The sequence below is a fragment of the Streptomyces sp. LMG1-1-1.1 genome (assembly GCF_040815545.1).
Taxonomy (GTDB): domain Bacteria; phylum Actinomycetota; class Actinomycetes; order Streptomycetales; family Streptomycetaceae; genus Streptomyces.
Window position 1 is genome coordinate 1 of sequence record NZ_JBFPNH010000087.1, and the last position, 25160, is coordinate 25160.

The 25160-nt window shown below is 71.3% G+C and carries 24 protein-coding genes; 10 read left to right on the forward strand and 14 right to left on the reverse strand.

The annotated features are described in order from the left end of the window. Nucleotides 1-192 precede the first annotated feature (192 nt). The 3 genes from MRBLMG1_RS35035 to MRBLMG1_RS35045 all read right to left on the reverse strand — a co-directional run bounded on the left by MRBLMG1_RS35035 (nucleotide 193) and on the right by MRBLMG1_RS35045 (nucleotide 2374). Nucleotides 193-438, reverse strand: a complete 246-nt coding sequence (locus MRBLMG1_RS35035) for a chaplin (protein ID WP_367828196.1) — start codon at nucleotides 436-438, stop codon at nucleotides 193-195. Nucleotides 439-591: 153 nt separating this feature from the next. Then, nucleotides 592-1236, reverse strand: coding sequence for a response regulator (locus tag MRBLMG1_RS35040; protein ID WP_367828197.1), 645 nt, complete (start codon nucleotides 1234-1236; stop codon nucleotides 592-594). Then, nucleotides 1229-2374, reverse strand: coding sequence for a GAF domain-containing sensor histidine kinase (locus MRBLMG1_RS35045; protein WP_367828198.1), 1146 nt, complete (start codon nucleotides 2372-2374; stop codon nucleotides 1229-1231). The genes MRBLMG1_RS35040 and MRBLMG1_RS35045 overlap by 8 nt, the downstream gene beginning before the upstream one ends. A 430-nt stretch (nucleotides 2375-2804) precedes the next feature. On the opposite strand from MRBLMG1_RS35045, the gene MRBLMG1_RS35050 reads away from it, so the two are divergent. Then, the gene (locus tag MRBLMG1_RS35050; protein ID WP_367828199.1) at nucleotides 2805-3593 is read left to right on the forward strand and encodes a transglycosylase SLT domain-containing protein; all 789 of its coding nucleotides are present in this window, start codon (nucleotides 2805-2807) and stop codon (nucleotides 3591-3593) included. A 77-nt stretch (nucleotides 3594-3670) separates the two neighbouring features. Here MRBLMG1_RS35050 and MRBLMG1_RS35055 read toward each other — a convergent pair whose 3' ends face one another. Next, nucleotides 3671-6229, reverse strand: a complete 2559-nt coding sequence (locus MRBLMG1_RS35055) for an FHA domain-containing protein (RefSeq protein WP_367828200.1) — start codon at nucleotides 6227-6229, stop codon at nucleotides 3671-3673. A 196-nt stretch (nucleotides 6230-6425) separates the two neighbouring features. On the opposite strand from MRBLMG1_RS35055, the gene serB reads away from it, so the two are divergent. Next, nucleotides 6426-7640: a phosphoserine phosphatase SerB gene (gene serB, locus MRBLMG1_RS35060; RefSeq protein WP_367828201.1), complete on the forward strand. Its 1215-nt coding sequence runs from the start codon at nucleotides 6426-6428 to the stop codon at nucleotides 7638-7640. A gap of 77 nt (nucleotides 7641-7717) precedes the next feature. Here the strand turns inward: serB and MRBLMG1_RS35065 are convergent, their stop codons facing one another. The 3 genes from MRBLMG1_RS35065 to MRBLMG1_RS35075 all read right to left on the reverse strand — a co-directional run bounded on the left by MRBLMG1_RS35065 (nucleotide 7718) and on the right by MRBLMG1_RS35075 (nucleotide 10136). After that, nucleotides 7718-8236: a SixA phosphatase family protein gene (locus MRBLMG1_RS35065; RefSeq protein ID WP_367828202.1), complete on the reverse strand. Its 519-nt coding sequence runs from the start codon at nucleotides 8234-8236 to the stop codon at nucleotides 7718-7720. A 419-nt stretch (nucleotides 8237-8655) separates the two neighbouring features. Then, nucleotides 8656-8772, reverse strand: coding sequence for an SGM_5486 family transporter-associated protein (locus tag MRBLMG1_RS35070; protein WP_367828203.1), 117 nt, complete (start codon nucleotides 8770-8772; stop codon nucleotides 8656-8658). A gap of 17 nt (nucleotides 8773-8789) precedes the next feature. Further along, nucleotides 8790-10136, reverse strand: a complete 1347-nt coding sequence (locus MRBLMG1_RS35075) for a CynX/NimT family MFS transporter (protein WP_367828204.1) — start codon at nucleotides 10134-10136, stop codon at nucleotides 8790-8792. Nucleotides 10137-10199: 63 nt separating this feature from the next. On the opposite strand from MRBLMG1_RS35075, the gene MRBLMG1_RS35080 reads away from it, so the two are divergent. Further along, nucleotides 10200-10901 carry a FadR/GntR family transcriptional regulator gene (locus MRBLMG1_RS35080; protein WP_367828205.1) on the forward strand — a complete coding sequence of 234 codons (702 nt, stop codon included), beginning with the start codon at nucleotides 10200-10202 and terminating at the stop codon, nucleotides 10899-10901. Here the strand turns inward: MRBLMG1_RS35080 and MRBLMG1_RS35085 are convergent. From MRBLMG1_RS35085 to fabG, 3 genes are all read right to left on the reverse strand, one after another. Beyond that, nucleotides 10849-11256 (reverse strand): hypothetical protein, encoded by a 408-nt coding sequence (locus MRBLMG1_RS35085; protein ID WP_367828206.1) that lies wholly within the window; start codon nucleotides 11254-11256, stop codon nucleotides 10849-10851. The two genes, MRBLMG1_RS35080 and MRBLMG1_RS35085, sit on opposite strands and share 53 nt — an antisense overlap. A gap of 172 nt (nucleotides 11257-11428) precedes the next feature. After that, nucleotides 11429-12205 carry an enoyl-ACP reductase FabI gene (fabI, locus tag MRBLMG1_RS35090; RefSeq protein WP_367828207.1) on the reverse strand — a complete coding sequence of 259 codons (777 nt, stop codon included), beginning with the start codon at nucleotides 12203-12205 and terminating at the stop codon, nucleotides 11429-11431. Between the two features lie 5 nt (nucleotides 12206-12210). Continuing rightward, entirely contained in the window at nucleotides 12211-12927 is a 717-nt protein-coding gene (gene fabG / locus MRBLMG1_RS35095; RefSeq protein ID WP_367828208.1) for a 3-oxoacyl-[acyl-carrier-protein] reductase, read from the reverse strand. Nucleotides 12928-13155: 228 nt separating this feature from the next. On the opposite strand from fabG, the gene MRBLMG1_RS35100 reads away from it, so the two are divergent. The 3 genes from MRBLMG1_RS35100 to tyrS all read left to right on the forward strand — a co-directional run bounded on the left by MRBLMG1_RS35100 (nucleotide 13156) and on the right by tyrS (nucleotide 17478). After that, the gene (locus tag MRBLMG1_RS35100) at nucleotides 13156-14679 is read left to right on the forward strand and encodes a TldD/PmbA family protein (protein WP_367828209.1); all 1524 of its coding nucleotides are present in this window, start codon (nucleotides 13156-13158) and stop codon (nucleotides 14677-14679) included. An 82-nt stretch (nucleotides 14680-14761) separates the two neighbouring features. Then, complete coding sequence (locus tag MRBLMG1_RS35105; RefSeq protein WP_367828210.1) at nucleotides 14762-16153, forward strand: metallopeptidase TldD-related protein; 1392 nt, start codon at nucleotides 14762-14764, stop codon at nucleotides 16151-16153. A 50-nt stretch (nucleotides 16154-16203) separates the two neighbouring features. Beyond that, the gene (gene tyrS / locus MRBLMG1_RS35110; RefSeq protein WP_367828211.1) at nucleotides 16204-17478 is read left to right on the forward strand and encodes a tyrosine--tRNA ligase; all 1275 of its coding nucleotides are present in this window, start codon (nucleotides 16204-16206) and stop codon (nucleotides 17476-17478) included. 130 nt (nucleotides 17479-17608) lie between these two features. Here tyrS and MRBLMG1_RS35115 read toward each other — a convergent pair whose 3' ends face one another. Further along, nucleotides 17609-17884, reverse strand: a complete 276-nt coding sequence (locus MRBLMG1_RS35115) for a GlsB/YeaQ/YmgE family stress response membrane protein (RefSeq protein WP_367828212.1) — start codon at nucleotides 17882-17884, stop codon at nucleotides 17609-17611. Nucleotides 17885-18053: 169 nt separating this feature from the next. Here MRBLMG1_RS35115 and MRBLMG1_RS35120 point away from each other — a divergent pair, with 169 nt between their 5' ends. Together MRBLMG1_RS35120 and MRBLMG1_RS35125 are read left to right on the forward strand one after the other, a co-directional pair. After that, nucleotides 18054-18398, forward strand: coding sequence for a DUF3099 domain-containing protein (locus MRBLMG1_RS35120; RefSeq protein ID WP_367828213.1), 345 nt, complete (start codon nucleotides 18054-18056; stop codon nucleotides 18396-18398). A 182-nt stretch (nucleotides 18399-18580) separates the two neighbouring features. Then, nucleotides 18581-18799 (forward strand): hypothetical protein, encoded by a 219-nt coding sequence (locus tag MRBLMG1_RS35125; RefSeq protein ID WP_414721712.1) that lies wholly within the window; start codon nucleotides 18581-18583, stop codon nucleotides 18797-18799. Here MRBLMG1_RS35125 and moaA read toward each other — a convergent pair. The 3 genes from moaA to MRBLMG1_RS35140 all read right to left on the reverse strand — a co-directional run bounded on the left by moaA (nucleotide 18782) and on the right by MRBLMG1_RS35140 (nucleotide 21919). Then, nucleotides 18782-19771 carry a GTP 3',8-cyclase MoaA gene (gene moaA / locus MRBLMG1_RS35130; protein ID WP_367828214.1) on the reverse strand — a complete coding sequence of 330 codons (990 nt, stop codon included), beginning with the start codon at nucleotides 19769-19771 and terminating at the stop codon, nucleotides 18782-18784. The genes MRBLMG1_RS35125 and moaA overlap by 18 nt on opposite strands. 151 nt (nucleotides 19772-19922) lie before the next feature. After that, nucleotides 19923-21548, reverse strand: coding sequence for a solute symporter family protein (locus tag MRBLMG1_RS35135; protein ID WP_367828215.1), 1626 nt, complete (start codon nucleotides 21546-21548; stop codon nucleotides 19923-19925). Then, nucleotides 21545-21919, reverse strand: coding sequence for a DUF485 domain-containing protein (locus MRBLMG1_RS35140; RefSeq protein WP_367828216.1), 375 nt, complete (start codon nucleotides 21917-21919; stop codon nucleotides 21545-21547). The genes MRBLMG1_RS35135 and MRBLMG1_RS35140 overlap by 4 nt, the downstream gene beginning before the upstream one ends. Before the next feature lie 273 nt (nucleotides 21920-22192). On the opposite strand from MRBLMG1_RS35140, the gene MRBLMG1_RS35145 reads away from it, so the two are divergent. After that, nucleotides 22193-23728 carry a S8 family peptidase gene (locus tag MRBLMG1_RS35145; RefSeq protein WP_367828217.1) on the forward strand — a complete coding sequence of 512 codons (1536 nt, stop codon included), beginning with the start codon at nucleotides 22193-22195 and terminating at the stop codon, nucleotides 23726-23728. Between the two features lie 84 nt (nucleotides 23729-23812). Further along, nucleotides 23813-25114, forward strand: a complete 1302-nt coding sequence (locus tag MRBLMG1_RS35150) for a CoA transferase (protein WP_367828218.1) — start codon at nucleotides 23813-23815, stop codon at nucleotides 25112-25114. The last annotated feature ends 46 nt before the right edge of the window (nucleotides 25115-25160 follow it).

A 25160-nucleotide genomic window follows, 5' to 3' on the forward strand; every position in this document is an offset into this window, starting at 1 on the left:
GCGGGCGGCTGGCGGCTGGCGGCGGGCGGCTGGCGGCTGGCGGCTGGCGGCTGGCGGCTGGCGGCTGGCGGCTGGCGGCTGGCGGCTGCAGACGAGCGGGGCGCGGGGGGCGGTTGCCGGGGTGGGGGGAAAGGGGTGCCCCCGGGGTGGGGGGAGAGGGGTGGCCCCCGGGGTGGGCCGGGGGCCGGGGGGTCAGTTGTTGAGGGCGTTGTTGGCGAAGGCGGGGTTGAGCAGGCCGATGACGTTGACCGTGTTGCCGGAGACGTTCACGGGGACGTGGACGGGGGCCTGCACCAGGTTGCCGGAGGCGACGCCCGGCGAGTTGAGGGCCTGACCCGTGGCCTCGGCACCGCCGTGGGCGGAGGCGACACCGGCACCGGCGGCGACGATGCCACCGGCGACCATGGTGAGGGCAGCGGCCTTCTTGAGGTTCTTCACTTGGTACATCCTCCTGGTCATCGCTGCGGCAGGTCCGCCGCAGTACGCCTTGGAGAACGCCGGGCCCCCCGCCCGGTTACGCCGAACGGGGGATATACACACGACGGTATGAAGGACTGAACGGTCGTGCGCCCGGCGCGTAAGGGGGGCGCGTCAGTCGGTGAGACCGTGGCGTACGGCCCAGAGGGCGGCCTGGGTGCGGTCCGCGAGGTCGAGCTTCATGAGGATGTTCGAGACGTGCGTCTTGACCGTCTTCTCGGAGAGGACGAGGGCGCGGGCGATCTCGCGGTTGGAGCGGCCGTCGGCGATGAGGCCGAGGACCTCGCGCTCCCGCTCGGTGAGCGTGGTGCCGCGTCCGGTGCCCCCGGGGGCGTCGTCCTGGGCGAGGAGCGCGCCGGCGACCTCGGGCTGGAGCAGGACGTGCCCGGCGTGGACGGAGCGGATCGCGCCGGCCAGGGCGTCGGGGTCGATGTCCTTGTATACGTAGCCGCAGGCGCCGGCGCGGAGCGCGGGGACGACCGTGCGCTGCTCGGTGAAGCTGGTGACGATGAGGACCCTGGTGGGGTTGGCGAGCTCGCGGAGCCGCTTGAGCGCCTCGATGCCGTCCGTGCCGGGCATCTTCACGTCCATGAGGACGACGTCGGGGCGGAGCTCCTCGGCGCGGGCGACGCCCTCGGCGCCGTCGGCGGCCTCCCCCACCACCTCGATGTCGTCCTGTACCTCGAGGAAGGTGCGCAGGCCGCGGCGGACGACTTGGTGGTCGTCGACCAGCAGGACTCGGATCGGTCGGTCAGCCACCGGGAACCTCCATCTCGATCGTGGTGCCCTCGCCGGCGGCGGAGGTCACGGTGAGTGCTCCGCCGACGCCGCTCGCCCGGTCCCGCATGGAGACCAGGCCGAGGTGGCGGCCGGCCTTGCGGACCGTACGCGGGTCGAAGCCCCTGCCGTCGTCGGCGACGGTGAGCCGGGCGCCCTGGCCGCTGCGGGCGAGGGTCACGGTGACGTGTGCGGCGTCGGCGTGCCGCAGGGCGTTGTGCAGGGCTTCCTGGGCGACCCGGAGCACGGCCTCCTCCTGGGCGGCCGGCAGGGCCCGGGCGCCTTGGCTGTCGAAGGTGACCCGGGCGGTGTGGGCGCGGTCGAGGACCTGTATCTGGGTGCGGAGGGTGTGGACGAGGCCGTCCTCGTCGAGGGCCGCGGGGCGGAGCTCGACGACGGCGGCGCGCAGTTCGTCCGCGGCTTCGGCGGCGAGTGCGGCGACCTGCTGGAGCTCGCCCTTGGCGCGGGCCGGGTCGCGGTCGACGAGGGCGGCGGCGGCCTGGGCGGTCAGTCGGAGCGAGAACAGCTTCTGGCTGACGGCGTCGTGCAGCTCGTGGGCGAGGCGGGAGCGCTCCTCGGCGATGGTGAGCTCGCGGCTGCGCTCGTACAGGCGGGCGTTGGTGAGGGCGATGGCGGCGTGCTGGGCGAGGATCGAGAGCAGTTCCTCGTCCTCGGCGGTGAAGCCGCAGCCGCCGCTCTCCTTGGGGCAGCGCTTGTTGGCGAGGAAGAGGGCGCCCAGGATCTCGTCGCCGTCCCTGACGGGGAGGCCGAGGAAGTCGGACATCTCGGGGTGGGCGGCCGGCCAGCCCTCGAAGCGGGGGTCGAGGCGGACGTCGGCGAGCCGTTCGGTCTCGGCCTTCTGGAGCATGGCGGCGAGGATGCCGTGCTGCCGGGGCAGGGGGCCGATCGCCTTCCACTGCTCCTCGCTGACTCCGTCGACCACGAACTGTGCGAAGCCGCCGTGGTCGTCCGGGACGCCCAGGGCCGCGTACTCGGCGTCGAGCAGCTCGCGGGCCGAGGCGACGATCGTCTTGAGGACGTCGCGGACCTCCAGGTGGCGGCTCATCGCGAGGAGGGCGGTGCTCACGGCGGCCAGGCCGGAGCTCGGTCGATGGCTCATGTGTTCACCGTACCGGCGGGGTGTGACCGTCCGTATCCGACCGGGGACGGCACGGGAGGGCCGTGGGACCTAGGTCGTAGGCCCCGGAAGGGCGTCTCCACCGCTGGGGGGAGAGGTGCTCACCGTGCGCATTGCGGGCGCAACGCCTGGTGAGGTTGTTAGGGGGGCGATGTGAGCCCGCGCATAGGACCCACATCACTTACGAAGCTGCCTAGTGGAGGCGAGAGGTGCAGGCAGGGGCGGTGAGGGCTGGCCCGGAAGGGGTGTCGGTGGCCGGTGCCCGGGCCCCTGATCCACTACCCGGGATCGTACGTCACACCTTTGCCACGGCATTTTGCGGCCGCTAAGAATTGCCCCCGTCGCCGTCGAGCAAGGCGAAGCAGCACCGCCCCGGCGGAGCGACCCCCCAGCGATTCGAAGAGGTTTCTGCATGTCTGCGAACACCCCTGGCCACAGTCGTGGTCTGAAGAAGACCCACAAGGCCACGATCGCCGGCGTCGCCGCTCTGGGCGCCGCAGCGCTGACCCTCTCCCTGGTGCCGGGCAACGGCTCCACCGAGACCGAGCCGCAGGCCCTGTCGGGCACGCAGCAGGTCGCCTGGTCCTACGACGCCGCCAGCCCGCAGGCGAAGGCGCTGGCCGCCAGCGTCAGCGAGCAGCAGAGCACCGTCGGCCTGAAGGCCAAGCAGGAGGCCGAGGCGAAGGCGAAGGCCGCCGCGAAGGCGAAGGCCGACGCGAAGGCGAAGGCGGACGCCAAGGCCAAGGCCGCGGCGAAGGCCAAGGCGGACGCGAAGGCGAAGGCGGACGCGAGGGCCAAGGCCGCCGCGAAGGCCGCCGCGAAGAAGCGCGCCGCGGCGAAGACGGCCGCGAGCCGTTCCGTCGCCCGTACCCCCGTCTTCGCGAACAACCTCGACGGCTGGATCCGCGAGGCGCTGTTCATCATGGACAAGCACAACATTCCGGGCAGCTACAACGGCCTGCACAAGAACATCATGCGCGAGTCCAGCGGCAACCCGCGCGCCATCAACAACTGGGACATCAACGCCATCAACGGCATCCCGTCCAAGGGTCTCCTCCAGGTCATCTACCCGACCTTCAAGGCCTACCACGTGCCCGGCACCGCGTTCGACCAGTACGACCCGGTCGCCAACATCGTCGCCGCGGCCAACTACGCGGCCGACCGCTACGGCTCGATCGACAACGTCAACAGCGCGTACTGATCCGCTGTCGCACCCCGTACGCCGAAGGGCGGCACCCCCTGTGCGGGGTGCCGCCCTTCGGCGTACTGCCGTGGCGACTACTTGCGCATGACCTCGGGCTCGTGGCGGCGCAGCAGGCGCGCCACCGCGACGCAGCAGACGACCGCCATGAACAGCTGGACGCCGAGGTCGAAGCCCCACTGGCCGGCCGCGTGCTCCCACAGCGGGTCGGTGTTCGTGGGGTTCTTCGGGTCCCACGGCGGCATGAGGCGGGCCAGGTCGAGCGTGGTGCCCGCACCGGCGATGCCCCAGCGGGACGGCATCAGCCAGGCGAACTGCTCCAGGCCCGGGGAGCCGTACACCTGGAAGAGGATGCCGGTGAAGACGACCTGGATGATCGCGAACATGACCAGCAGCGGCATGGTCTTCTCGGCGGTCTTCACCAGGGCGGAGATGACCAGGCCGAACATCATCGAGGTCAGGCCGAGGGCGATGACCTGGATGCACAGCTCCACGGCCGGCGGCATGAAGAGGCCCTCTTCGGGCAGCGCCCGGGTGGAGAAGCCGATGCCGCAGATGATGACGCCCTGGAAGGCCGTGATCAGGCCGAGGACGATGACCTTGGACATCAGGTAGGCGGAGCGGGAGAGGCCGGTGGCGCGCTCCCGTTCGTAGATGACCCGTTCCTTGATCAGTTCTCGTACGGAGTTGGCGGCGCCGCTGAAGCACATGCCGACCGCGAGGATCAGCATGATCGTGCCGGCGTCGCCGTTGAAGCGGGACGGCGGCTTGGGCGAGCCCAGGCCGAAGTCGGCGGGGATGACGACGGAGACCGCGCCGAGGACGGCCGGCAGGATCACCATGAGGCCGAGGAAGCCCTTGTCGGAGGCGATCACCGAGACGTAGCGGCGGATCAGCGTCCACAGCTGGGAGCCCCAGCCCTGCGGCTTGGGCGGCCGGGCCATCGCCTGCTGCGGCATCTGGACGGGCTGGGCGGCGACGGCGTCGATGTCCGCGGCGTACATCTGGTAGTGCTGCGAGCCCTTCCAGCGGCCCGCCCAGTCGTAGTCGCGGTAGTTCTCGAACGCGGAGAAGACGTCGGCCCAGGTGGAGTAGCCGAAGAAGTTCAGCGCCTCCTCCGGCGGACCGAAGTACGCCACCGAGCCGCCGGGCGCCATGACGAGGAGCTTGTCGCACAGGCCGAGCTCGGCCACCGAGTGAGTGACGACGAGGACCGTGCGGCCGTCGTCCGCGAGGCCGCGCAGGAGCTGCATGACATCGCGGTCCATGCCCGGGTCGAGGCCGGAGGTCGGCTCGTCCAGGAAGATCAGCGACGGCTTGGTGAGGAGCTCCAGGGCGACGGAGACGCGCTTGCGCTGGCCACCGGAGAGGGACGTGACCTTCTTCTCCTTGTGGATGTCGAGCTTGAGCTCGCGCAGCACCTCGTCGATGCGGGCCTCGCGCTCGACCGTGGCGGTGTCGCCGGGGAAGCGGAGCTTGGCGGCGTAGCGCAGCGCCTTCTGGACGGTCAGCTCCTTGTGCAGGATGTCGTCCTGCGGGACCAGACCGATGCGCTGGCGCAGCTCGGCGAACTGCTTGTAGAGGCTTCGGTTGTCGTAGAGGACGTCGCCCTCGTTGGCCGGGCGGTAGCCGGTCAGCGCCTTGAGGAGGGTGGACTTTCCGGAGCCGGACGGGCCGATGACGCCGATCAGCGACTTCTCGGGGACGCCGAAGGTGACGTCCTTGAGGATCTGCTTGCCGCCGTCGACGGTGACCGTGAGGTGGCGGGCCGAGAAGGAGACGGAGCCGGTGTCGACGAACTCCTCGAGCTGGCCGCCGACGAGCCGGAACGTCGAGTGGCCGACGCCGACGATGTCCTGGGGGCCGAGGAGGGCGGAGCCGCCCTTGGTGATCGGCTGGCCGTTGACGTAGGTGCCGTTGTGCGAGCCGAGGTCGCGGATCTCGAACCGGCCGTCGGGCGTCGCGTGGAACTCGGCGTGGTGCCGCGAGACCTGGAGGTCGGAGACGACCAGCTCGTTCTCCAGGGCGCGGCCGATGCGCATGACGTGGCCGAGGGCCAGCTGGTGGAACGTGGTGGGGCTGCGGTCGGCGTAGGCCGACGACGCCCCCGCGGCGGCGCCCTGACCGTGCCCGCCCTGGGGGGCGCCCTGCTGGTGCGGGAACTGCGGCTGCTGCGCGGGCGGCTGCTGCCAGCCCTGCTGCTGCGGCGGACCCTGGGTGGCCCAGTCCGCCTGGGCGGCGGCCTGGTCGGCCACCTGGTGCGCCGGCACGGACTGTGCCACCGGCTGCTGCTGGGCCGGGGCCTGCTGCGGGGTCTGCTGCGCCGCCTGGGCTCCGGCGGCGAGATTGAGCCGCGGGCCGTCGGTCGCGTTGCCCAGGTGGACGGCCGAGCCAGGGCCGATCTCCATCTGGTGGATCCGCTGCCCCTGGAGGAACGTGCCGTTGGTGGAGCCGTGGTCCTCGATGACCCAGCTCCGGCCTCCCCAGCTGATCGTGGCGTGCCGCCACGAGACCCTGGCATCATCGATGACCAGGTCACCCTGCGGGTCTCTGCCCAGGGTGTACGACCGGGACGGATCGAGCGTCCAGGTCCTGCCGTTCAATTCCAGTACGAGTTCTGGCACTCCGAGCCCCACTACTTGTCCCCCGATGTACCCCCGCCTGCGGGAGTCCAGGGATGGCGAATCATCCTGGGGAACTATTTCAGGCCCGGTCCCGTCTCGGAAAGTCGGGCCGTGTGAAGACCTTCGGGGCGTCCCTCGACCGCACGGGTGTCCGCTACGCGGGACGGGGGGTCAGGCGGTGCGCGGTCCCCGATACGGTGGAACCACCATGAGCGCATCGCAGACCTCAGACGTTCCCACCCTTCTCGTCAAGATCTTCGGGAAGGACCGTCCCGGGATCACCGCGGGACTCTTCGACACCCTCGCCGCCTACTCCGTCGACGTCGTGGACATCGAGCAGGTGGTCTCCCGGGGCCGCCTCGTCCTGTGCGCGCTCGTCACGGAGCCGACCGTCGCCACGGCCGGCGAGCTCAGGGCCACCGTGCACAGCTGGGCCGAGTCGCTGAAGCTCCAGGCCGAGATCATCTCCGGCACCGGTGACAACCGGCCGCGCGGCGAGGGACGCTCGCACGTCACCGTGCTCGGGCACCCCCTGACGGCGGAGCAGACGGCGGCCATAGCGGCCAGGATCGCGGAGACCGGCGGCAACATCGACCGCATCTTCCGCCTGGCGAAGTACCCGGTGACGGCCGTCGAGTTCGCGGTCTCCGGCTGTGAGACGGAGCCGCTGCGGACGGCCCTGGCCACCGAGGCGCACTCCATCGGGGTCGACGTCGGCGTGGTCTCGGCCGGGCTGCACCGGCGCGCGCAGCGGCTGGTGGTGATGGACGTCGACTCGACCCTGATCCAGGACGAGGTGATCGAGCTCTTCGCCGCGCACGCGGGCTGCGAGGACAAGGTCGCCGAGGTGACGGCGGCGGCGATGCGGGGGGAGCTGGACTTCGAGCAGTCGCTGCACGCGCGGGTGGCGCTGCTGGCCGGCCTCGACGCCTCGGTGGTCGACAAGGTCCGCGCCGAGGTGCGGCTGACGCCGGGGGCCCGGACCCTGATCCGTACGCTCAAGCGGCTCGGCTACCAGGTCGGGGTCGTGTCGGGCGGTTTCACCCAGGTCACCGACGATCTGCAGGAGCGGCTCGGGCTCGACTTCGCCTCGGCCAACACGCTGGAGATCGTGGACGGCAAGCTGACCGGCCGGGTGACGGGCGAGATCGTGGACCGTGCGGGCAAGGCGCGGCTGCTGCGCCGGTTCGCCACGGAGGCGGGTGTGCCGCTGGCGCAGACGGTGGCGATCGGCGACGGGGCCAACGACCTGGACATGCTGAACGCGGCCGGGCTCGGGGTGGCGTTCAACGCCAAGCCGGTGGTGCGCCGGGCCGCCGACACGGCGGTGAACGTGCCCTTCCTGGACACGGTGCTGTACCTGCTCGGGATCACGCGCGAAGAGGTCGAGGCCGCGGACGGTGGCGAGGAGCTGCTGCACTGAGCCGTCGCCGCGGTACGGAGAAGGGCCCGGTCGTCGTGGGACGGCCGGGCCCTTCTCGTACGGGCGGGGCGTGCCGGTCAGGCGTTCGGGGCCCAGAAGGCGGTGAGGCGGCCGACACCGTGCTCCACGGACTTCCAGGAGCCGTTGAAGGTGAGGACGGCGAAGGCGGAGGTCGGGAAGCCGCTGCGGTTCATGCGGGACAGCGCGTCGCCCTCGACGTCGCCGGCGAGCGCGTCGGCGAGCGCGTGCATCCCGGGGTTGTGGCCGATCACCAGGAGGTCGGACACCTCGTCCGAGGTCTCGTTGAGGACGGCGATGAGCTCGCCGAGCGAGGCCTCGTACAGGCGGTCCTCGTACACGGTCCTGGGACGCTGCGGCAGTTCCGGTACGGCGAGCTTCCAGGTCTCGCGCGTCCTGACGGCGGTGGAGCAGAGGGCCAGGTCGAAGGGGATGCCGGTCTCGGAGAGACGGCGACCCGCCACCGGGGCGTCCTTGCGGCCCCGTTCGGCGAGGGGGCGCTCGTGGTCCGACTCGTCGCTCCAGTCTGCCTTCGCGTGGCGGAGGAGCACGATCCTGCGGGGTGTATCGACGCTCATGGTCAACAGCTTCGCACGAATCGGCTCGCGGCGACTCAGAGAGAGAGCGTTTGCTGGAGGTGGTCGATGACGCGGCCGACGCCCAGGTCACCCGTGGTCGCGTGGGCCTCACCCGGCCCTGCTATCAGCAGCAGGAGGGCGACGAAAGCGGCCACGGGCAGGGCGAGGGCCCACCAGGGCAGCCGGGTGTCGACACCGGCCGTCGAGGTCCTGACGCGGGGGTGTGTGGGGGCCGACATGGCCGCCTCCGTAGGTGAGATCACGCGCTTTCGCTGATGTCTCCAACGTACGGATCGCGGGATCGTCGGCCCATCCGGTGATCCACCCACTTCACCCTGACACTCGCCCCCTAGGGGATGCGGGGGTTACCCCCACCCCGCGGCGGTCTCACGGCCGGCCCGTGGCGACGGGCGGCCGGCTCACGGCGAGAAGGCGGAGGCGATGACGGCGATCACGACCGTGATGCCGAGCATCGCGCCGAGCACGACGAGCAGCTTCTTCTGGCCGTTCGGGGGGTTGGGTTCGAGGACTGGCATGGGACCAGTCTCGCATCTCAGCATTCGTCCTCGACGGTCCGGTCCCGTCCCGCCAGGGATCCGATGATCATCTGCGGCACCATCAGCCCGCCCATGAGCGCGATCGGCAGGCCCCATCCGCCGCTGTGCTGGTAGAGCACGCCGACGAGGAGGGGGCCGGGGATGGAGATGAGGTAGCCGACGCTCTGCGCGAAGGCGGAGAGCCGGACGACGCCGGCGCCGGTGCGCGAGCGCATGCCGATCATCGTGAGGGCGAGCGGGAAGGAGCAGTTGGAGACGCCGAGGAGCACGGCCCAGACCCAGGCGCCTGCGGCCGGGGCGAAGAAGAGGCCGGTGTAGCCGGCGAGGCCGCACAGGCCGAGGGCGACGACGATCGGGCCCTGGTTCTTCATCCGGGTGGCGAGCCGGGGGATGACGAAGGCGAGCGGGACGCCCATGACCATCGTGACGGCGAGGAGGACGCCCGCGGTCGAGGCGGGGACGCCGGCGTCGCGGAAGATCTGCGGCATCCAGCCCATGGTGATGTAGGCGCCGGTGGCCTGGAGGCCGAAGAAGCAGCCGAGGGCCCAGGCGGTGCGGCTGCGGGCGACGCGCGGCGGTGCGGCGGCCTCGGCCGGGGCGGCGGTCCGCTCCCCCGTACCGCCGGCTCCGTCGCGGGCGCGGTCGCGGAGGAGCGGGATCCAGGGCAGGACGGCGAGGGCGGCGAGGGCGGCCCAGACGCCGAGGCCCAGGCGCCAGTCCCCGCCGAGGGCGTCGGTCATCGGGACGGTGGCGGCCGCGGCGACGGAGGTGCCGAGGGCCAGGGCCATGGAGTAGAGGCCGGTCATGCTGCCGACGCGGTCGGGGAAGTACCGCTTGACGATGACGGGCATCAGGACGTTGCTGACGGCGATGCCCATGAGCGCGAGGGCGCTGGCGGCGAGGAAGCCGGCGGTGCCGGTGGCGAAGGGCCGGAGGACGAGGCCGGCGAAGATCGCGGCCATGCCCGCGCAGACGACGGCGGTGGGGCCGAAGCGGCGGGCGAGGCGCGGCGCGGTGATGCCGAAGACCGCGAAGCAGAGCGGCGGGACCGAGGTCAGGACGCCGGCGACGCTGCCGCTCATGTGGAGGCCGTCGCTGACGTCCTGGAGGAGGGCGCCGAAGCTGGTGATGGCCGGGCGGAGGTTGAGCGCGGCCAGGACGAGTCCGATGGTGACGAGGGCGACGGTCCAGCGGGGGCCGGGGGCGGCCGCCGGGAGCACCGGGGACGCGCCGCGCCCGTGGGGCCGGGCCGGCGCGGCGGGGTGCGCGGCGGTGACGGTCGTTCCGGTCGGGGTCGTGAGGGGCGGTGCGGCGGGGTCGAGGGTCTTCGGCTCGTCAGGCATGGGGCCATCATAGAATCATGGGATGATTGGTTGTCCAATCTCGAACGAACAGGAAGGTGCTCCATGGCCCTCGGTCACCCCCGGCGCGCAGGACTCTCCGATCAGGTGATCGCCGAGCTGCGGAACCAGATCACCTCAGGCGAGTGGCCGGTGGGGTCGCGCATCCCGACCGAACCCGAACTGGTCGAGCAGCTGGGCGTGGCCCGCAACACGGTCCGCGAGGCCGTCCGGGCGCTCGCGCACAACGGGCTGCTCGACATCCGCCAGGGCTCGGGGACGTACGTCGTCGCCACCAGCGAGCTGTCCGGCGTGATGCACCGGCGCTTCGCGGGCTCCGACCCCCGGCACGTCGCCGAGCTGCGCTCGACACTGGAGTCCGCCGCGGCCCGGTTCGCCGCCGAGCGGCGCACGGAGCGGGACCTGAAGCAGCTCGACACCCTGCTCGAACGACGCGAGCAGGCATGGGAGTCCGGGGACGCGGAGCGGTTCGTGACGGTCGACGCGGCCTTCCACCACGCGGTCGTCGCCGCCTCGGGCAACGAGGTGCTCACGGAGCTCTACGCGGACCTGGGCGATCTGCTGCGGGACTGGCTGCGCGACGACGTGGGGCAGGAGCTGCGGCCGGAGAACCACATGGACCACGCGCGCCTGGTGGAGGCGATCCGGGACGGCGACGCCGGACGGGCCGGCACGGAGGCGGCCGGCTACCCCTTCATGTGCCTGAAGAGCCCGGAGCCGGAGCCGGGTCCGCCGGCTGGTGCGTGATCCAGGCCGACCGGACCTCCTTCCAGCAGCGGCCGGTCACCTTGGCGTAGTCGGCGGGGCCGACCTCCACGGGGGCGCTGTCGGAGTCGACGTCCCACCAGCGGTCGCACTCGACGTGCAGCCGGACGCTGTCGGTGCGGGGGTACGGGTTGTGGCAGTGCGCGGTGACGCTAGAGCCCTGGACGACGGTGCGGCAGGAGGCCTCGAAGACCTCCTGCTCCCCGGCCGCGGGGGCGGCGGCGGGGCGTTCCTCGGCCGGCGCGGGCGCGGTGCGCACCTCGTCGGCGACGGCTATCCCGGTGAGCAGAACGGCGACGGTGGCGAACGCGCCGAACCCGTGACGTATCGCGCGCATGCCCGCACCTCCTCCCCGTCAGCAGCAGGAACATCACGCTCTGCCCCAGTCTGGGGTGATTCGCTCGACTTTTCGAGTCGGGCAGGAGTTGCGGAACGGCGAGGGCCGTGTGCCGCCTCCGGGAGGCGGGCACACGGCCCTCGGTGCTGTTCGCGTCGTCCGCGGGGAGCCGTCAGGCGCCGATCGCGTGCAGGCCGCCGTCGACGTGGACGATCTCGCCCGTCGTCTTCGGGAACCAGTCGGAGAGAAGCGCCACGACACCGCGGCCGGCCGGCTCGGGGTCGGCGAGGTTCCACTCCAGCGGGGAGCGGCTGTCCCAGACGGCCGCGAGCTCGCTGAAGCCCGGGATGGACTTGGCGGCCATCGAGCCGATCGGGCCCGCCGAGATCAGGTTGCAGCGGATGTTCCGCTTGCCCAGGTCACGCGCCATGTAGCGGCTGGTGGCCTCGAGGGCGGCCTTGGCCGGGCCCATCCAGTCGTACTGCGGCCAGGCGTACTGCGCGTCGAAGGTGAGGCCGACGACGGAGCCGCCCTCGGTCATCAGCGGCAGCAGCGCCGTCGTCAGCGACTTCAGCGAGAAGGCGGAGACGTGCATGGCCGTGGCGACGGACTCGAACGGCGTGTTGAGGAAGTTGCCGCCGAGCGCGTCCTGCGGCGCGAAGCCGATCGAGTGCACGATGCCGTCGAGCCGGTCGCCGAGCTGCTCGCGGACCTGGCCCTCCAGGCGCGCGAGGTGCTCGTCGTTGGAGACGTCGAGCTCCAGGACCTTCACGTTCTCGGGCTTGGGGAGCTTCTTGGCGATGCGCTCGGTCAGCGACGGCCGCGGCCACGCGGTGAGGATGATCTCCGCACCCTGCTCCTGGGCCAGCTTCGCGGTGTGGAAGGCGATGGAGGACTCCATCAGCACACCGGTGATCAGGATGCGCTTGCCCTCGAGAATTCCGCTCATGGTGATCAGTGACCCATGCCCAATCCGCCGTCAACCGGGATGACGGCTCCAGTGATGTACGAGGCGTCGTCGGAGGCGAGGAACGTCACCGCGGCGGCGATCTCCTCCGGCTGCGCGTAGCGGCCGAGCGGCACCTGGGACACGATGCCCGCACGCTGCTCGTCGGTGAGCACCGCGGTCATGTCGGTGTCGACGAAACCGGGGGCGACGACGTTGAAGGTGATGTTGCGCGAGCCCAGCTCACGCGCGAGGGAGCGGGCGAACCCGACCAGGCCGGCCTTGGAGGCGGCGTAGTTGGCCTGGCCCGCGGAGCCCAGCAGACCGACGACCGACGAGATCAGGACGACGCGGCCCTTCTTGGCGCGCAGCATCCCGCGGTTGGCCCGCTTGACGACGCGGAAGGTGCCGGTGAGGTTGGTGTCGAGGACGGACGTGAAGTCCTCCTCCGACATCCGCATGAGGAGCTGGTCCTTGGTCACGCCGGCGTTGGCCACGAGGACCTCGACAGGACCGTGCTTCTCCTCGATCTCCTTGTAGGCCTGGTCGACCTGCTCGGAGTCGGTGATGTCGCACTTGACGGCCAGCAGACCGGCCTTCTCCAGCTCGGCGGGATCGCCGGAGCGGTACGTGATCGCGACCTTGTCGCCGGCTTCGACGAACGCGCGGGCGATGGCGAGGCCGATGCCCCGGTTTCCTCCGGTGACGAGAACCGAGCGGCTCAACGGATCACCCTTTCGATAGCGGTCTGAACACCGAAAACCTATCGGGCCCGCCCCCCATCCAGAGAATCGGGCCCCGACAGTGCGGTGAGTCCCACCCTGTCGGGTCCCTACAGTTCCCCGTGTCGACATCCCGCGGCGCCTCGGGTTCGTGTCCTGGAAACGTGTGGCAGCCCACAAGGCGCGGTCTGCATGATTCACTGCGGACACAACTCGAGAAGGGGAGACTTCGTGGCCCATCAGGTCGATCAGACGTTTCTGGCGCTGCCGTTGCGGGCGCTCGCGGACGCGGCGCTCGCGCGGGCGCGGGCGCTGGGCGCCGAGCACGCGGACTTCCGGCTGGAGCGGGTGCGGAGCGCCTCGTGGCGCCTCCGGGACGCCAAGCCGTCCGGATCGTCGGACACCACGGACCTCGGCTACGCGGTGCGGGTGGTGCACGGCGGGGCCTGGGGCTTCGCGTCCGGAGTGGACCTGACCATGGACGGCGCCGCGCGGGTCGCCTCGCAGGCGGTCGCCATGGCCAAGCTGTCGGCGAAGGTCATCGCGGCGGCGGGCTCGGACGAGCGCGTGGAGCTGGCCGAGGAGCCGGTGCACGAGGAGCGCACCTGGGTCTCCTCGTACGAGATCGACCCGTTCTCCGTCCCCGCCGAGGAGAAGAGCGCGCTGCTCGCCGACTGGAGCGCGCGGCTGCTGCGGGCGGACGGCGTGGCGCACGTGGACGCGTCGCTGCTGACCGTCCACGAGAACAAGTTCTACGCGGACACGGCCGGCACGGTCACCACCCAGCAGCGCGTCCGGCTGCACCCGCAGCTGACGGCGGTCGCCGTCGACGAGACGACCGGCGAGTTCGACTCGATGCGGACGATCGCGCCGCCGGTCGGGCGCGGCTGGGAGTACCTGACCGGGACCGGCTGGGACTGGGACAAGGAACTCGACGAGATCCCGGGGCTGCTCGCCGAGAAGATGCGGGCGCCGAGCGTCGAGGCGGGCCGGTACGACCTGGTCGTGGACCCCTCGAACCTCTGGCTGACGATCCACGAGTCCATCGGGCACGCCACCGAGCTGGACCGGGCCCTCGGCTACGAGGCCGCCTACGCGGGCACCTCCTTCGCCACCTTCGACCAGCTGGGCAAGCTGGCGTACGGCTCCTCGATCATGAACGTGACGGGTGACAGGACCGCCGAGCACGGCCTCGCGACCATCGGGTACGACGACGAGGGCGTCGAGGCGCAGTCCTGGGACCTGGTGAAGGACGGCACGCTGGTCGGCTACCAGCTGGACCGGCGGATCGCGAAGCTGACGGGCCTCGGCCGCTCCAACGGCTGCGCGTTCGCGGACTCCCCCGCGCACGTGCCGGTGCAGCGGATGGCGAACGTCTCCCTCCAGCCCGACCCGGGCGGTCTGTCGACCGAGGACCTGATCGGCGGGGTGGAGCGCGGGATCTACGTGGTCGGCGACCGGTCCTGGTCGATCGACATGCAGCGCTACAACTTCCAGTTCACCGGTCAGCGCTTCTTCCGCATCGAGAACGGCCGCCTCGCCGGGCAGCTGCGGGACGTGGCCTACCAGGCGACGACCACCGACTTCTGGGGCTCGATGGAGCAGGTCGGCGGCCCGCAGACGTACGTACTCGGCGGCGCCTTCAACTGCGGCAAGGCCCAGCCGGGTCAGGTCGCCGCCGTCTCGCACGGCTGCCCCTCCGCCCTCTTCCGGGGCGTCAACATCCTGAACACGACGCAGGAGGCCGGTCGATGAGCGCGCGCCACGAGATTTGCCGGGGGTCCGGGGGGCGTCCCCGGGGTCAGCACAGCCTGAACACGACGCAGGAGGCCGGTCGATGAGCCGCGTCAGCAAGCCGTACGAGATCGTCGAGCGGGCGCTTGAGCTGTCCCGTGCGGACGGGTGTGTCGTGATCGCCGACGAGGAGTCGTCGGCGAACCTGCGGTGGGCGGGGAACGCGCTCACCACGAACGGGGTGACGCGGGGCCGGACGCTCACGGTGATCGCGACCGTGGGCGGCGCGCAGGGCACGGCCTCCGGTGTCGTGTCGCGGTCGGCCGTGACGGCCGACGACCTGGAGCCGCTGGTGCGGGCCGCCGAGGCCGCCGCCCGCGCCGCCGGGCCCGCCGAGGACGCGCAGCCGCTGGTGGAGGGCGTGCCGGCGTCGCCGGACTTCACGGACGCGCCGGCGGAGACGTCCTCCGCGGTCTTCGCCGACTTCGCGCCCGCGCTCGGCGAGGCCTTCGCCCGCGCGAAGGCCGGCGGCCGTGAGCTGTACGGCTTCGCGAACCACGAGATGACCTCCAGCTACGTGGGTACGTCGACGGGGCTGCGGCTCCGCCACGACCAGCCCAACGGGACGCTGGAGCTGAACGCGAAGTCGCCGGACCGGCTGCGGTCCGCGTGGGCCGGCCGCTCGACGCGGGACTTCAAGGACGTCGACCCGGGCGCGCTCGACGCGGAGCTGGCGACCCGCCTCGGCTGGGCCGAGCGGCGGATCGAGCTGCCCGCCGGGCGGTACGAGACGCTGCTGCCGCCGACGGCCGTGGCCGACCTGATGATCTACCAGCTGTGGTCGTCCGCGGCCCGGGACGCGGTGGAGGGCCGTACGGTCTTCTCCAAGCCCGGCGGCGGCACGAGGCTGGGCGAGAACCTCTCGCCGCTGCCGCTGACGCTGCGCAGCGACCCGAACGAGCCGGGCCTGGAGTCCGCGCCGTTCGTGATCGCGCACTCGTCCGGCGACGACTCCTCCGTCTTCGACAACGGGCTGCCGGTCGGGCCGATCGACTGGATGCAGGCCGGAAGCCTGGCGCACCTGATCACCACCCGGCACACGGCGGGGCTCACGGGACTCCCCGTGGCGCCCGGGGCCGGGAACCTGATCCTGGACGGCGGCGGCGAGCGCTCCCTGGAGGAGATGGTCGCCTCGACCGAGCGCGGGCTGCTGCTGACCTGCCTCTGGTACATCCGCGAGGTCGACCCGGCGACGCTGCTGCTGACCGGTCTGACCCGGGACGGCGTCTACCTCGTCGAGAACGGCGAGGTGGTCGGCGAGGTGAACAACTTCCGGTTCAACGAGTCGCCGGTGGACCTGCTGTCGCGGGCCTCCGAGGCGGGCCGTACGGAGAAGACGCTGCCGCGCGAGTGGAGCGACTGGTTCACCCGGGCCGCGATGCCGGCCCTGCGGGTGCCCGACTTCAACATGAGCTCGGTCAGCAAGGGGGTCTGACCCACCTAGACTGAGTCGTCGACCACCACAACCTGAGGAGACTGACGATCGTGACGGACATCGTCGACGAGCTGAAGTGGCGTGGGCTCTTCGCCCAGTCCACCGACGAGGACGCACTGCGCAAGGCTCTCGCGGACGGTCCCGTCACGTTCTATTGCGGTTTCGACCCGACCGCGGCCAGTCTCCACGTCGGTCACCTGGTCCAGGTGCTCACCGTCCGCCGGCTCCAGCAGGCCGGGCACCGGCCGCTGGCTCTGGTCGGCGGGGCCACCGGGCAGATCGGCGACCCGCGGCCGACGGCCGAGCGCACCCTGAACGACCCCGAGACGGTCGCGAACTGGGTGAACCGGCTGCGTTCGCAGATCGAGCCGTTCCTCTCCTTCGAGGGGGAGAACGCGGCGGTCATGGTGAACAACCTGGACTGGACCGCCGGCCTGTCGGCGATCGAGTTCCTGCGGGACATCGGCAAGCACTTCCGGGTCAACAAGATGCTGACCAAGGACTCCGTCGCCCGGCGCCTGGAGTCCGAGCAGGGCATCAGCTACACGGAGTTCAGCTACCAGCTGCTCCAGGGCATGGACTTCCTGGAGCTGTACCGCCGCTACGGCTGCACGCTCCAGCAGGGCGGCTCGGACCAGTGGGGCAACCTGGTGGCCGGGCTCGACCTGATCCACCGCCTGGAGCCGGGCGCGCAGGCGCACGCGCTGGCGACCCCGCTGATGGTCAAGGCGGACGGCACCAAGTTCGGCAAGACCGAGGGCGGGGCCGTCTGGCTCGACCCGGAGATGACGACGCCGTACGCGTTCTACCAGTTCTGGCTGAACGTGGACGACCGGGACATCTCGACGTACATGCGGATCCTGTCCTTCAAGTCCCGCGAGGAGCTGGAGGCGCTGGAGGCGCAGACCGCCGAGCGGCCGCAGGCGCGGGCCGCCCAGCGGGCGCTGGCCGAGGAGCTCACCACGCTGGTGCACGGCGCGGACCAGTGCGCGGCCGTCATCAACGCCTCCAAGGCGCTGTTCGGCCAGGGCGAGCTGGCGGAGCTGGACGAGGCGACGCTGGCCGCCGCCCTGTCCGAGCTGCCGCACGCGCGGGTGGCCGAGCTCGGCCAGGTCGTGGACCTGTTCACCGAGGTGGGTCTCGCGCCGAGCAAGTCGGGCGCGCGGCGCACGGTGAAGGAGGGCGGGGCCTACGTGAACAACGTGAAGGTGACAGCCGAGGACGCCGAGGTGTCGGCGGACGAGCTGCTGCACGGCCGCTGGCTGGTGCTGCGGCGCGGCAAGAAGAACCTGGCGGCGATCGAGTTCGCCGGCGCGGAGGGCTGACCCGCCCGATCCGCACGCCGGAGGCCCGGTGCGGGCACCCCCGTGGGTGCCGCACCGGGCCTCCGGCGCGTCGGCCGCGGGACACCCCGTGTCAGGTGCCGCGGGCCGGGCGGGACGTTCCGGACAGAGGCTAGGTGCGCTGCCGGTTGCCCTTCATCGAGGCCCACAGCATGTCGCCGACTCCGACCACCGCGACGGCGCCGATCAGCTGGAGCAGGTGGCGGGTCCAGTCGATGCCCTTGGTGTCGTTGACACCGATCCAGGTCGCGACGGCGTTGCCGAGCACGCTGCCGAGAATGCCGAACACGGTCGTCAGCCAGAGCGGGATCTGCTGCTTCCCCGGCAGGATCGCCTTCGCGATCAGGCCGAGGACGAATCCCACGATGATCGCCCACAACCAACTCATCGTCGCCTCCTTGTACGCATGTGGGCCCAGTCTGGGCTCACCGGCCATACGGCGCATGTCGGACAGCGCCATACGTGCCCCGGTCTCGTCGGTGCGGTGGCGCGGGCGTACGGTGGAGAGAGGTCCGGGCCGGGGAGGGTCCGGCGCGATCTGTGGGTGGTGGACGGCGATGCCGAAGCGTGGCGGGACCGAGGTCTTCCGGATCACCGGGGCCCGGCAGGGGCTCGCCGACGACGTGCGGGGACGGCAGCGGCGCTATGTCATCTCGATGACGGTGCGGACGCTCTCCGTGATCGCCGCCGCGGTGCTGTGGAACGTCGAGCGGCACGTGGCCTTCGTGGCCCTCGCCCTGGGCATCCTGCTCCCCTATGTGGCGGTGGTCATCGCCAACGCGGGCCGGGAGTCCGCTCCGTCCCTTCCCTCCACGTTCGTCCCGACGCCGGTGCGACCCGCGCTCGACAGCGCGGAGGCGGCGGCGGACGCGGACACGGAGCGCTCGTCGGGCCGGAACTGATCACGGACAGTGGCCGGAAACCTCAAGAAAACCTCAGATCAATCATGAAGTTCCAGTGCACCACACCCCATGTGCCGTGACATACTTCCTACGCGCTCCGCATCCCCCGTCGGAGCGACGGACCGATGCCGGGCAGCTCCCCCCGTGGCTGCCCGGCATCGCCCTTGCTGGACAATGATCAGGTGAGTGAAGAGAAGCCGATCTGTTCCGCCAAGGGCTGCCGCGTCGACGCCGTCTGGGTCCTCGCGTGGAACAACCCCAAGCTGCACACGCCCGAGCGGCGCAAGACCTGGCTCGCGTGCGAGGAGCACCGCGAGCACCTCTCCCAGTTCCTGGGTGTACGGGGCTTCCTGAAGGACGTCGTCCCGCTGGGCGACTGGGACTCAGCCTCCGATGGCTGACATCGGGCGGTCGGGCTGGAGGAAGCTCGGGTCGTCGAGGCCTGAGCCGGCCTTCTTGCCCCACATGGCCTTCTTCCAGATCTCCGCGACCGTCTCGTCCCCCGCGTCCGAGCGGAGGGCGGCCCGCAGGTCCGTCTCCTCGGTGGCGAAGAGGCAGGTGCGGACCTGACCGTCGGCGGTGAGCCGGGTCCGGTCGCAGGCCCGGCAGAACGGCCGGGTGACGGAGGCGATGACGCCGACCGTGTGCGGCCCGCCGTCGACGACCCAGCGCTCGGCCGGGGCTGAGCCCCGCTCATCGGCGCCTTCGGCGGTCAGCGTGAAGCGGGTGCGCAGGGACTCCAGGATGTCACCGGCGGTGATCATGCCGTCGCGCTTCCAGCCGTGCTGGGCGTCGAGGGGCATCTGCTCGATGAAGCGGAGCTCGTAGCCCTCCTCCACCGCCCAGGCGAGGAGGTCGGGTGCCTCGTCGGCGTTGAGCCCGGGCATCAGGACGGCGTTGACCTTGACCGGGGTGAGGCCGGCGTCGCGGGCGGCGGCCATGCCGTCGAGGACGTCCTGGTGGCGGTCACGGCGGGTGAGGGTCTTGAAGACGTCGGGGCGCAGGGTGTCCAGGGAGACGTTGACCCGGTCGAGCCCGGCGGCCTTGAGGGCGCTCGCGGTGCGCTTGAGCCCGATGCCGTTGGTGGTGAGGGACATCCGGGGGCGGGGCTCCAGGGCCGCGCAGCGCTCGACGATGCCGACGAGGCCGGGGCGGAGCAGCGGCTCGCCGCCGGTGAAGCGGACCTCGGTGACGCCGAGGTCGGTGACCGCGATGCGGACCAGCCGGACGATCTCGTCGTCGGTGAGCAGGTCCGGCTTGGCGAGCCACTGGAGGCCCTCTTCGGGCATGCAGTAGGTGCAGCGCAGGTTGCAGCGGTCGGTGAGCGAGACGCGCAGGTCGGTGGCCACCCTGCCGTAGGTGTCGATGAGCACTGTGGGCCCCCTCCCCGTCGTGTGGATGCGTGTGATCCGAGCCTACGTGAGTCGACGGCCGGCGAGCAGGGTGAATTGTCACGAGGACCGGGGCGGTCGCGTCGTAGAACCCTACGACGCGACCGTCCGGCGACCGCGCACCGTGTGCGGGTCAGTGCGCTCCGACGCCGGTGAGGGACTTGACCTCGAGTTCCGCGTACTTGCCCTTGTCCGGCTCCTCCTTGGAGAGGATCGAGCCGAGCCAGCCGAGCAGGAAGCCGAGCGGGATGGAGACGAGGCCGGGGTTCTCCAGCGGGAACCAGTAGAAGTCGGCCGTCTTGAACATCGACGTGGGCTTGCCGGAGACGACCGGCGAGAACAGCACGAGGACGACGGCGGAGATCAGACCGCCGTAGATCGACCACAGCGCGCCCTGGGTGGTGAAGCGCTTCCAGAAGAGCGAGTAGAGGATCGTCGGCAGGTTCGCGGAGGCGGCGACCGCGAAGGCGAGGGCGACCAGGCCGGCGACGTTGAGGTCGCGGGCGAGGGCGCCGAGGGCGATGGAGACGATGCCGATGAGGACGGTCGCCCAACGGGCTGCCCTGACCTCCTCCTTCTCGGTGGCCTGTCCGCGCCGGATGACGTTGGCGTAGATGTCGTGGGCGAACGACGACGAGGAGGCCAGGGTCAGGCCGGCGACGACGGCGAGGATGGTCGCGAAGGCGACGGCGGAGATGACGGCGAGGAGGATCGCGCCGCCGGTGGAGCCGGCTCCGCCGCCGATCTCCAGGGCGGCGAGCGGGGCGGCGGTGTTGCCGGCCTTGTTGGAGGCGACGATGTCGCTGTTCTTGAGCAGGGCGGCGGCGCCGAAGCCGAGGACGATCGTCATCAGGTAGAAGGCGCCGATGATGCCGATGGCCCAGTTGACGGACTTACGGGCGGCCTTGGCGGTCGGCACCGTGTAGAAGCGGATCAGGATGTGGGGCAGGCCGGCGGTGCCGAGGACGAGCGCGATGCCGAGCGAGAGGAAGTCCAGCTTGGAGGTGGCGGTGGCGCCGTACTTCAGGCCGGGCTCCAGGAAGGCCGTGCCCTTGCCGCTGTTGGTGGCGGCGGCTCCGAGCAGCTCGGAGACGTTGAAGTGGAACTTGAGGAGGATGAGGAAGGTGATCAGGAGGGTGCCCGCGATGAGCAGCACCGCCTTGACCATCTGCACCCAGGTGGTGCCCTTCATGCCTCCGATGGTCACGTACACGATCATCAGGAGGCCGACGAGCGCGACGATCGCGACCTTGCCGCCGTCGCTGGTGATGCCGAGCAGCAGCGAGACGAGGACGCCGGCGCCCGCCATCTGGGCCAGCAGGTAGAAGATCGAGACGACGATGGTCGAGGTGCCGGCGGCGGTCCGGACGGGCCGCTGGCGCATCCGGTAGGCGAGGACGTCGCCCATGGTGAAGCGGCCGGAGTTGCGCAGGGGTTCGGCGACCAGGAGCAGGGCGACGAGCCAGGCGACCAGGAAGCCGATCGAGTAGAGGAAGCCGTCGTAGCCGAAGAGCGCGATGGCTCCGGCGATGCCGAGGAAGGACGCGGCGGACATGTAGTCGCCGGAGATCGCGAGGCCGTTCTGGAAGCCGGTGAACTGGCGTCCGCCGGCGTAGAAGTCGGCGGCGCTGCGGGTCTGGCGGCCGGCCCAGACGGTGATGACGAGTGTGGCGACGACGAAGGCGCCGAAGAGGGCGATGATCAGCGGCCGGTGTTCGGTGGTGGCGTTTCCGGCGGCGAGCAGGACGGGGGTGCTCATGCGTCGCCCTCCATACGGTGTCGGATGGCCTCGGCCCGGGGGTCGAGGCGGTTCGCCGCGTGCCGGGAGTACAGCCAGGCGATGAGGAAGGTGGTGAGGAACTGGCCGAGGCCGAGGACGAGGGCCATGTTGATGTTGCCGAAGACCTTGGTGCCCATGAAGTCGCCGGCGTAGTTGGAGAGCAGGACGTAGAGCAGGTACCAGGCGATGAAGGCGAGGGTGAGGGGGAAGGCGAAGGAGCGGTAGGTGCGGCGCAGTTCCCCGAACTCCGGGCCCTCCTGCACCTCGATGAACTCTTCCGTCGTGGGCGACGCGGGACCGTGGTCGGTCTCCGTCCCGTTCCTGGGCGGCGGCGGTGCTTCGGTAGCCACGGAATCTCCTCGTGACGCGGGGGCGGACGGCATGGTCAAGGGGGCCTCACCGGGGGGTGCGGGACCGGGGCTCCGGGCGGAGCCCCTCCCCTGACCAACGGCACGGAGCCGGAAGCGAAGCGGTTCACGCGGGGGAATTCCTTGAACAGATCTTCATGAAGTCTTCTCAACTCATTGAAGGTTCGGGAAGATCAGCGATAGCTTCACTCGTCATGCACCTGCTCACGCGCAAACCCGCGTGCGAGCAGTACATACGGATGATGTGGAGAACCCATGGCTCATCTGGGATCGAGGCGCGGCCGAGCTCTCGCTCTGCCGGTTGGTCTCGCGCTCACGGCCTCGCTCGGCTTCCTTGCCCCCGGCGCCGCCTCCGCCGCGGAACTGAGCGGCGCCTCGGCCACCGTGACGGCGAACGGTCCGAAGCTGTCGTACGTGGTCAACGTCGAGGGGGGCCGCTGGACCGCCGCCTCGGTGAAGAAGGCGATCGCCGCCGCCGGCGGCGAGGTGGTCGTCTCGTACGACCAGATAGGCGTGATAGTCGTCCACTCGCAGAACCCCGAGTTCGCGAAGACGATCCGCACGGCGCATGGTGTGGTGTCCGCGGGTGCGACCCGCAACGCCCCGCTCTCCGTCCAGTCCGACGACTCCGTCGACGAGGGCGCGCAGACGCTGACCGCCGCCGAGGCCAAGGCCGCCGCCGCCAGCGCCACGGACGAGCAGGACCCGCTGGAGCCCCTGCAGTGGGACCTCCCGGCGATCAAGGCCGACAAGGCCCACCAGCGGACGCTGGGCAGCAAGCGCGTCACCGTCGGCGTCATCGACACGGGTGTCGACGACACCCACCCGGACCTGGCGCCGAACTTCGACGCCGCCGCGTCCGCCAACTGCGTCTCCGGCAAGCCGGACACGACCGCCGGATCCTGGCGCCCCAACCCGGGCGAGAGCGACCACGGCACCCACGTCGCCGGAACGATCGCGGCCGCCAAGAACGGCGTCGGCATCACCGGTGTCGCCCCGGGCGTCAAGGTCTCCGGCATCAAGGTGTCCACCCCGGACGGCTACTTCTACACCGAGGCCGTCGTCTGCGGATTCGTGTGGGCGGCCGAGCACGGCGTCGACATCACGAACAACAGCTACTACACCGACCCGTGGATGTTCGCCTGCAAGAACGACGAGGACCAGAAGGCCCTCATCGAGGCGGTCACCCGCGCGACCCGCTACGCGGAGCACCGCGGCACGGTCAACGTCGCCGCGTCCGGCAACTCGAAGTTCGACCTCGCGGCCGACTCGATCCTGGACAACAGCAGCCCGAACGACGGCACTCCGGGCGACCGGGTCATCGACCCGAAGGAGTGCTTCGACTACCCGGCCATGCTGCCGGGCGTCGTGACGGTCTCCGCGACCGGCGCCAAGGGCCTGAAGGCGTCCTACTCCAACTACGGGCTCGGCGTGATCGACATCGCCGCCCCGGGCGGTGACCGCACCGAGTACCAGACCCCGGACGCCCCGGCGGTCAACGGCCGCATCCTGTCGACCACGGTCAACGGCGGCTACAACTACAAGGCCGGTACGTCGATGGCCTCGCCGCACGTGGCGGGCGTCCTGGCGCTCATCAAGTCGACGCACCCCTACGCGAGCCCGGCGGCGCTGAAGGCGCTGCTGTACGCGCAGGCCGACAAGCTCGCCTGCACCAACCCGTACGACATCGAGGGCGACGGCAAGATCGACGCCGTCTGCGAGGGTGGCAAGAACAAGAACGGCTTCTACGGAGCCGGTCTGATCGACGCGCTGGACGCCGTCCGCCGCTAGTCGCGGAGGTTCGGTGACGGAGGGCCCCGGTGTGGTGTGCCACACCGGGGCCCTTTGCGTGGCACTGAGTGCCATAGTGCCGTCATGGACAACACAGTGCGTTCCGGTACGGAGTTGCTGTGGTCGGCCCTCGGCGGCGATCCCGCCCTGGTCGACCGCGTGGAGTACGGCGGGACCTCGGGGCTGCTGCCCGCCCGGCTGCCCGTGATGGACCTGGCGCGGGCCTCGGTCGCCGCCTGCTCGCTCGCCGCCGTGGAGCACGCGGGCCTTCCCGGACCGGTACGGGTGGACGACGGGGCCGTCGCCACCGCCTTCGTGAGCGAGCGCCATCTGCGGATCGACGGGCGGGCGCCGGTGAGCTTCGCACCCCTGTCACGGTTCTGGCGGGCCGCCGACGGCTGGGTGCGCACCCATGCCAACTACCCGCACCACAAGGCCGCGTTGCTCGCCGCGCTGGACGCCTCCGACTCCGTCGAGGCCGTCGCGGCGGCGATCGGCGAACGGAAGGCCGTCGAGGTCGAGACGGCGGTGTACGCGGCCGGCGGCCTGGCCGTCGCCCTGCGGACGCCCGGCGAGTGGGCCGCGAGCGAGCAGGGCAGGGAGGTGGCGGCCCGGCCGCTGCTGACCCGGGAGCGACTCGACGACGCCCCGCCGCCCCGGCGCCGTACGGGGCCGCTGCGGGTCCTCGACCTGACCCGGGTCATCGCCGGGCCCGTCGCCACCCGGACCCTCGCGCTGCTCGGCGCGGACGTGCTGCGGATCGACTCGCCGCACCGCCCCGAACTGCCGGACCAGCACGCGGACACGGACATCGGCAAGCGCACCGCCGCGCTCGACCTGGACCGGCCGTCGGACCGGCGCGCCTTCGGCGAACTCCTCGACTCCGCCGACGTGCTGGTCACCGGCTACCGGCCGGGCGCGCTCGACCGCTTCGACCTCCACCGGCCCGGTCTGGTGACCGCCCGGCTCTCCGCCTGGGGCGACTACGGGCCGTGGCGCGAGCGGCGCGGCTTCGACTCCCTCGTGCAGGTGGCGACGGGCATCGCCACGGTGGAGGGGTCCGCCGAGGAGCCGGGGGCGCTGCCGGCCCAGGCCCTGGACCACGGAACCGGCTATCTGCTGGCCGCGGCGGTGCTGCGGGCGCTGACGGAGCAGGACCGGGACGGTGGTACGCGGCTCGTCCGGCTGGCGCTGGCGCAGACGGGGCACTGGCTGACGCACGCGCTGCCGCGGTACGACGCCGGGCGGTATCTCGGGGAGTCCGAGGGGCCGTTGGGACATCTGCGGTACGCGTTGTCCCCGGTGTCCTACGAGGGTGGGGCTTCCGGGTGGTCACGGCCGCCGGGCCTCGCGGGCGCCGACGCTCCCGAGTGGCTCGGGGCCTGACGGGGCGTACGGGCGCCGACGCTCCGGAGCGGCTCGGGGCCTGGCT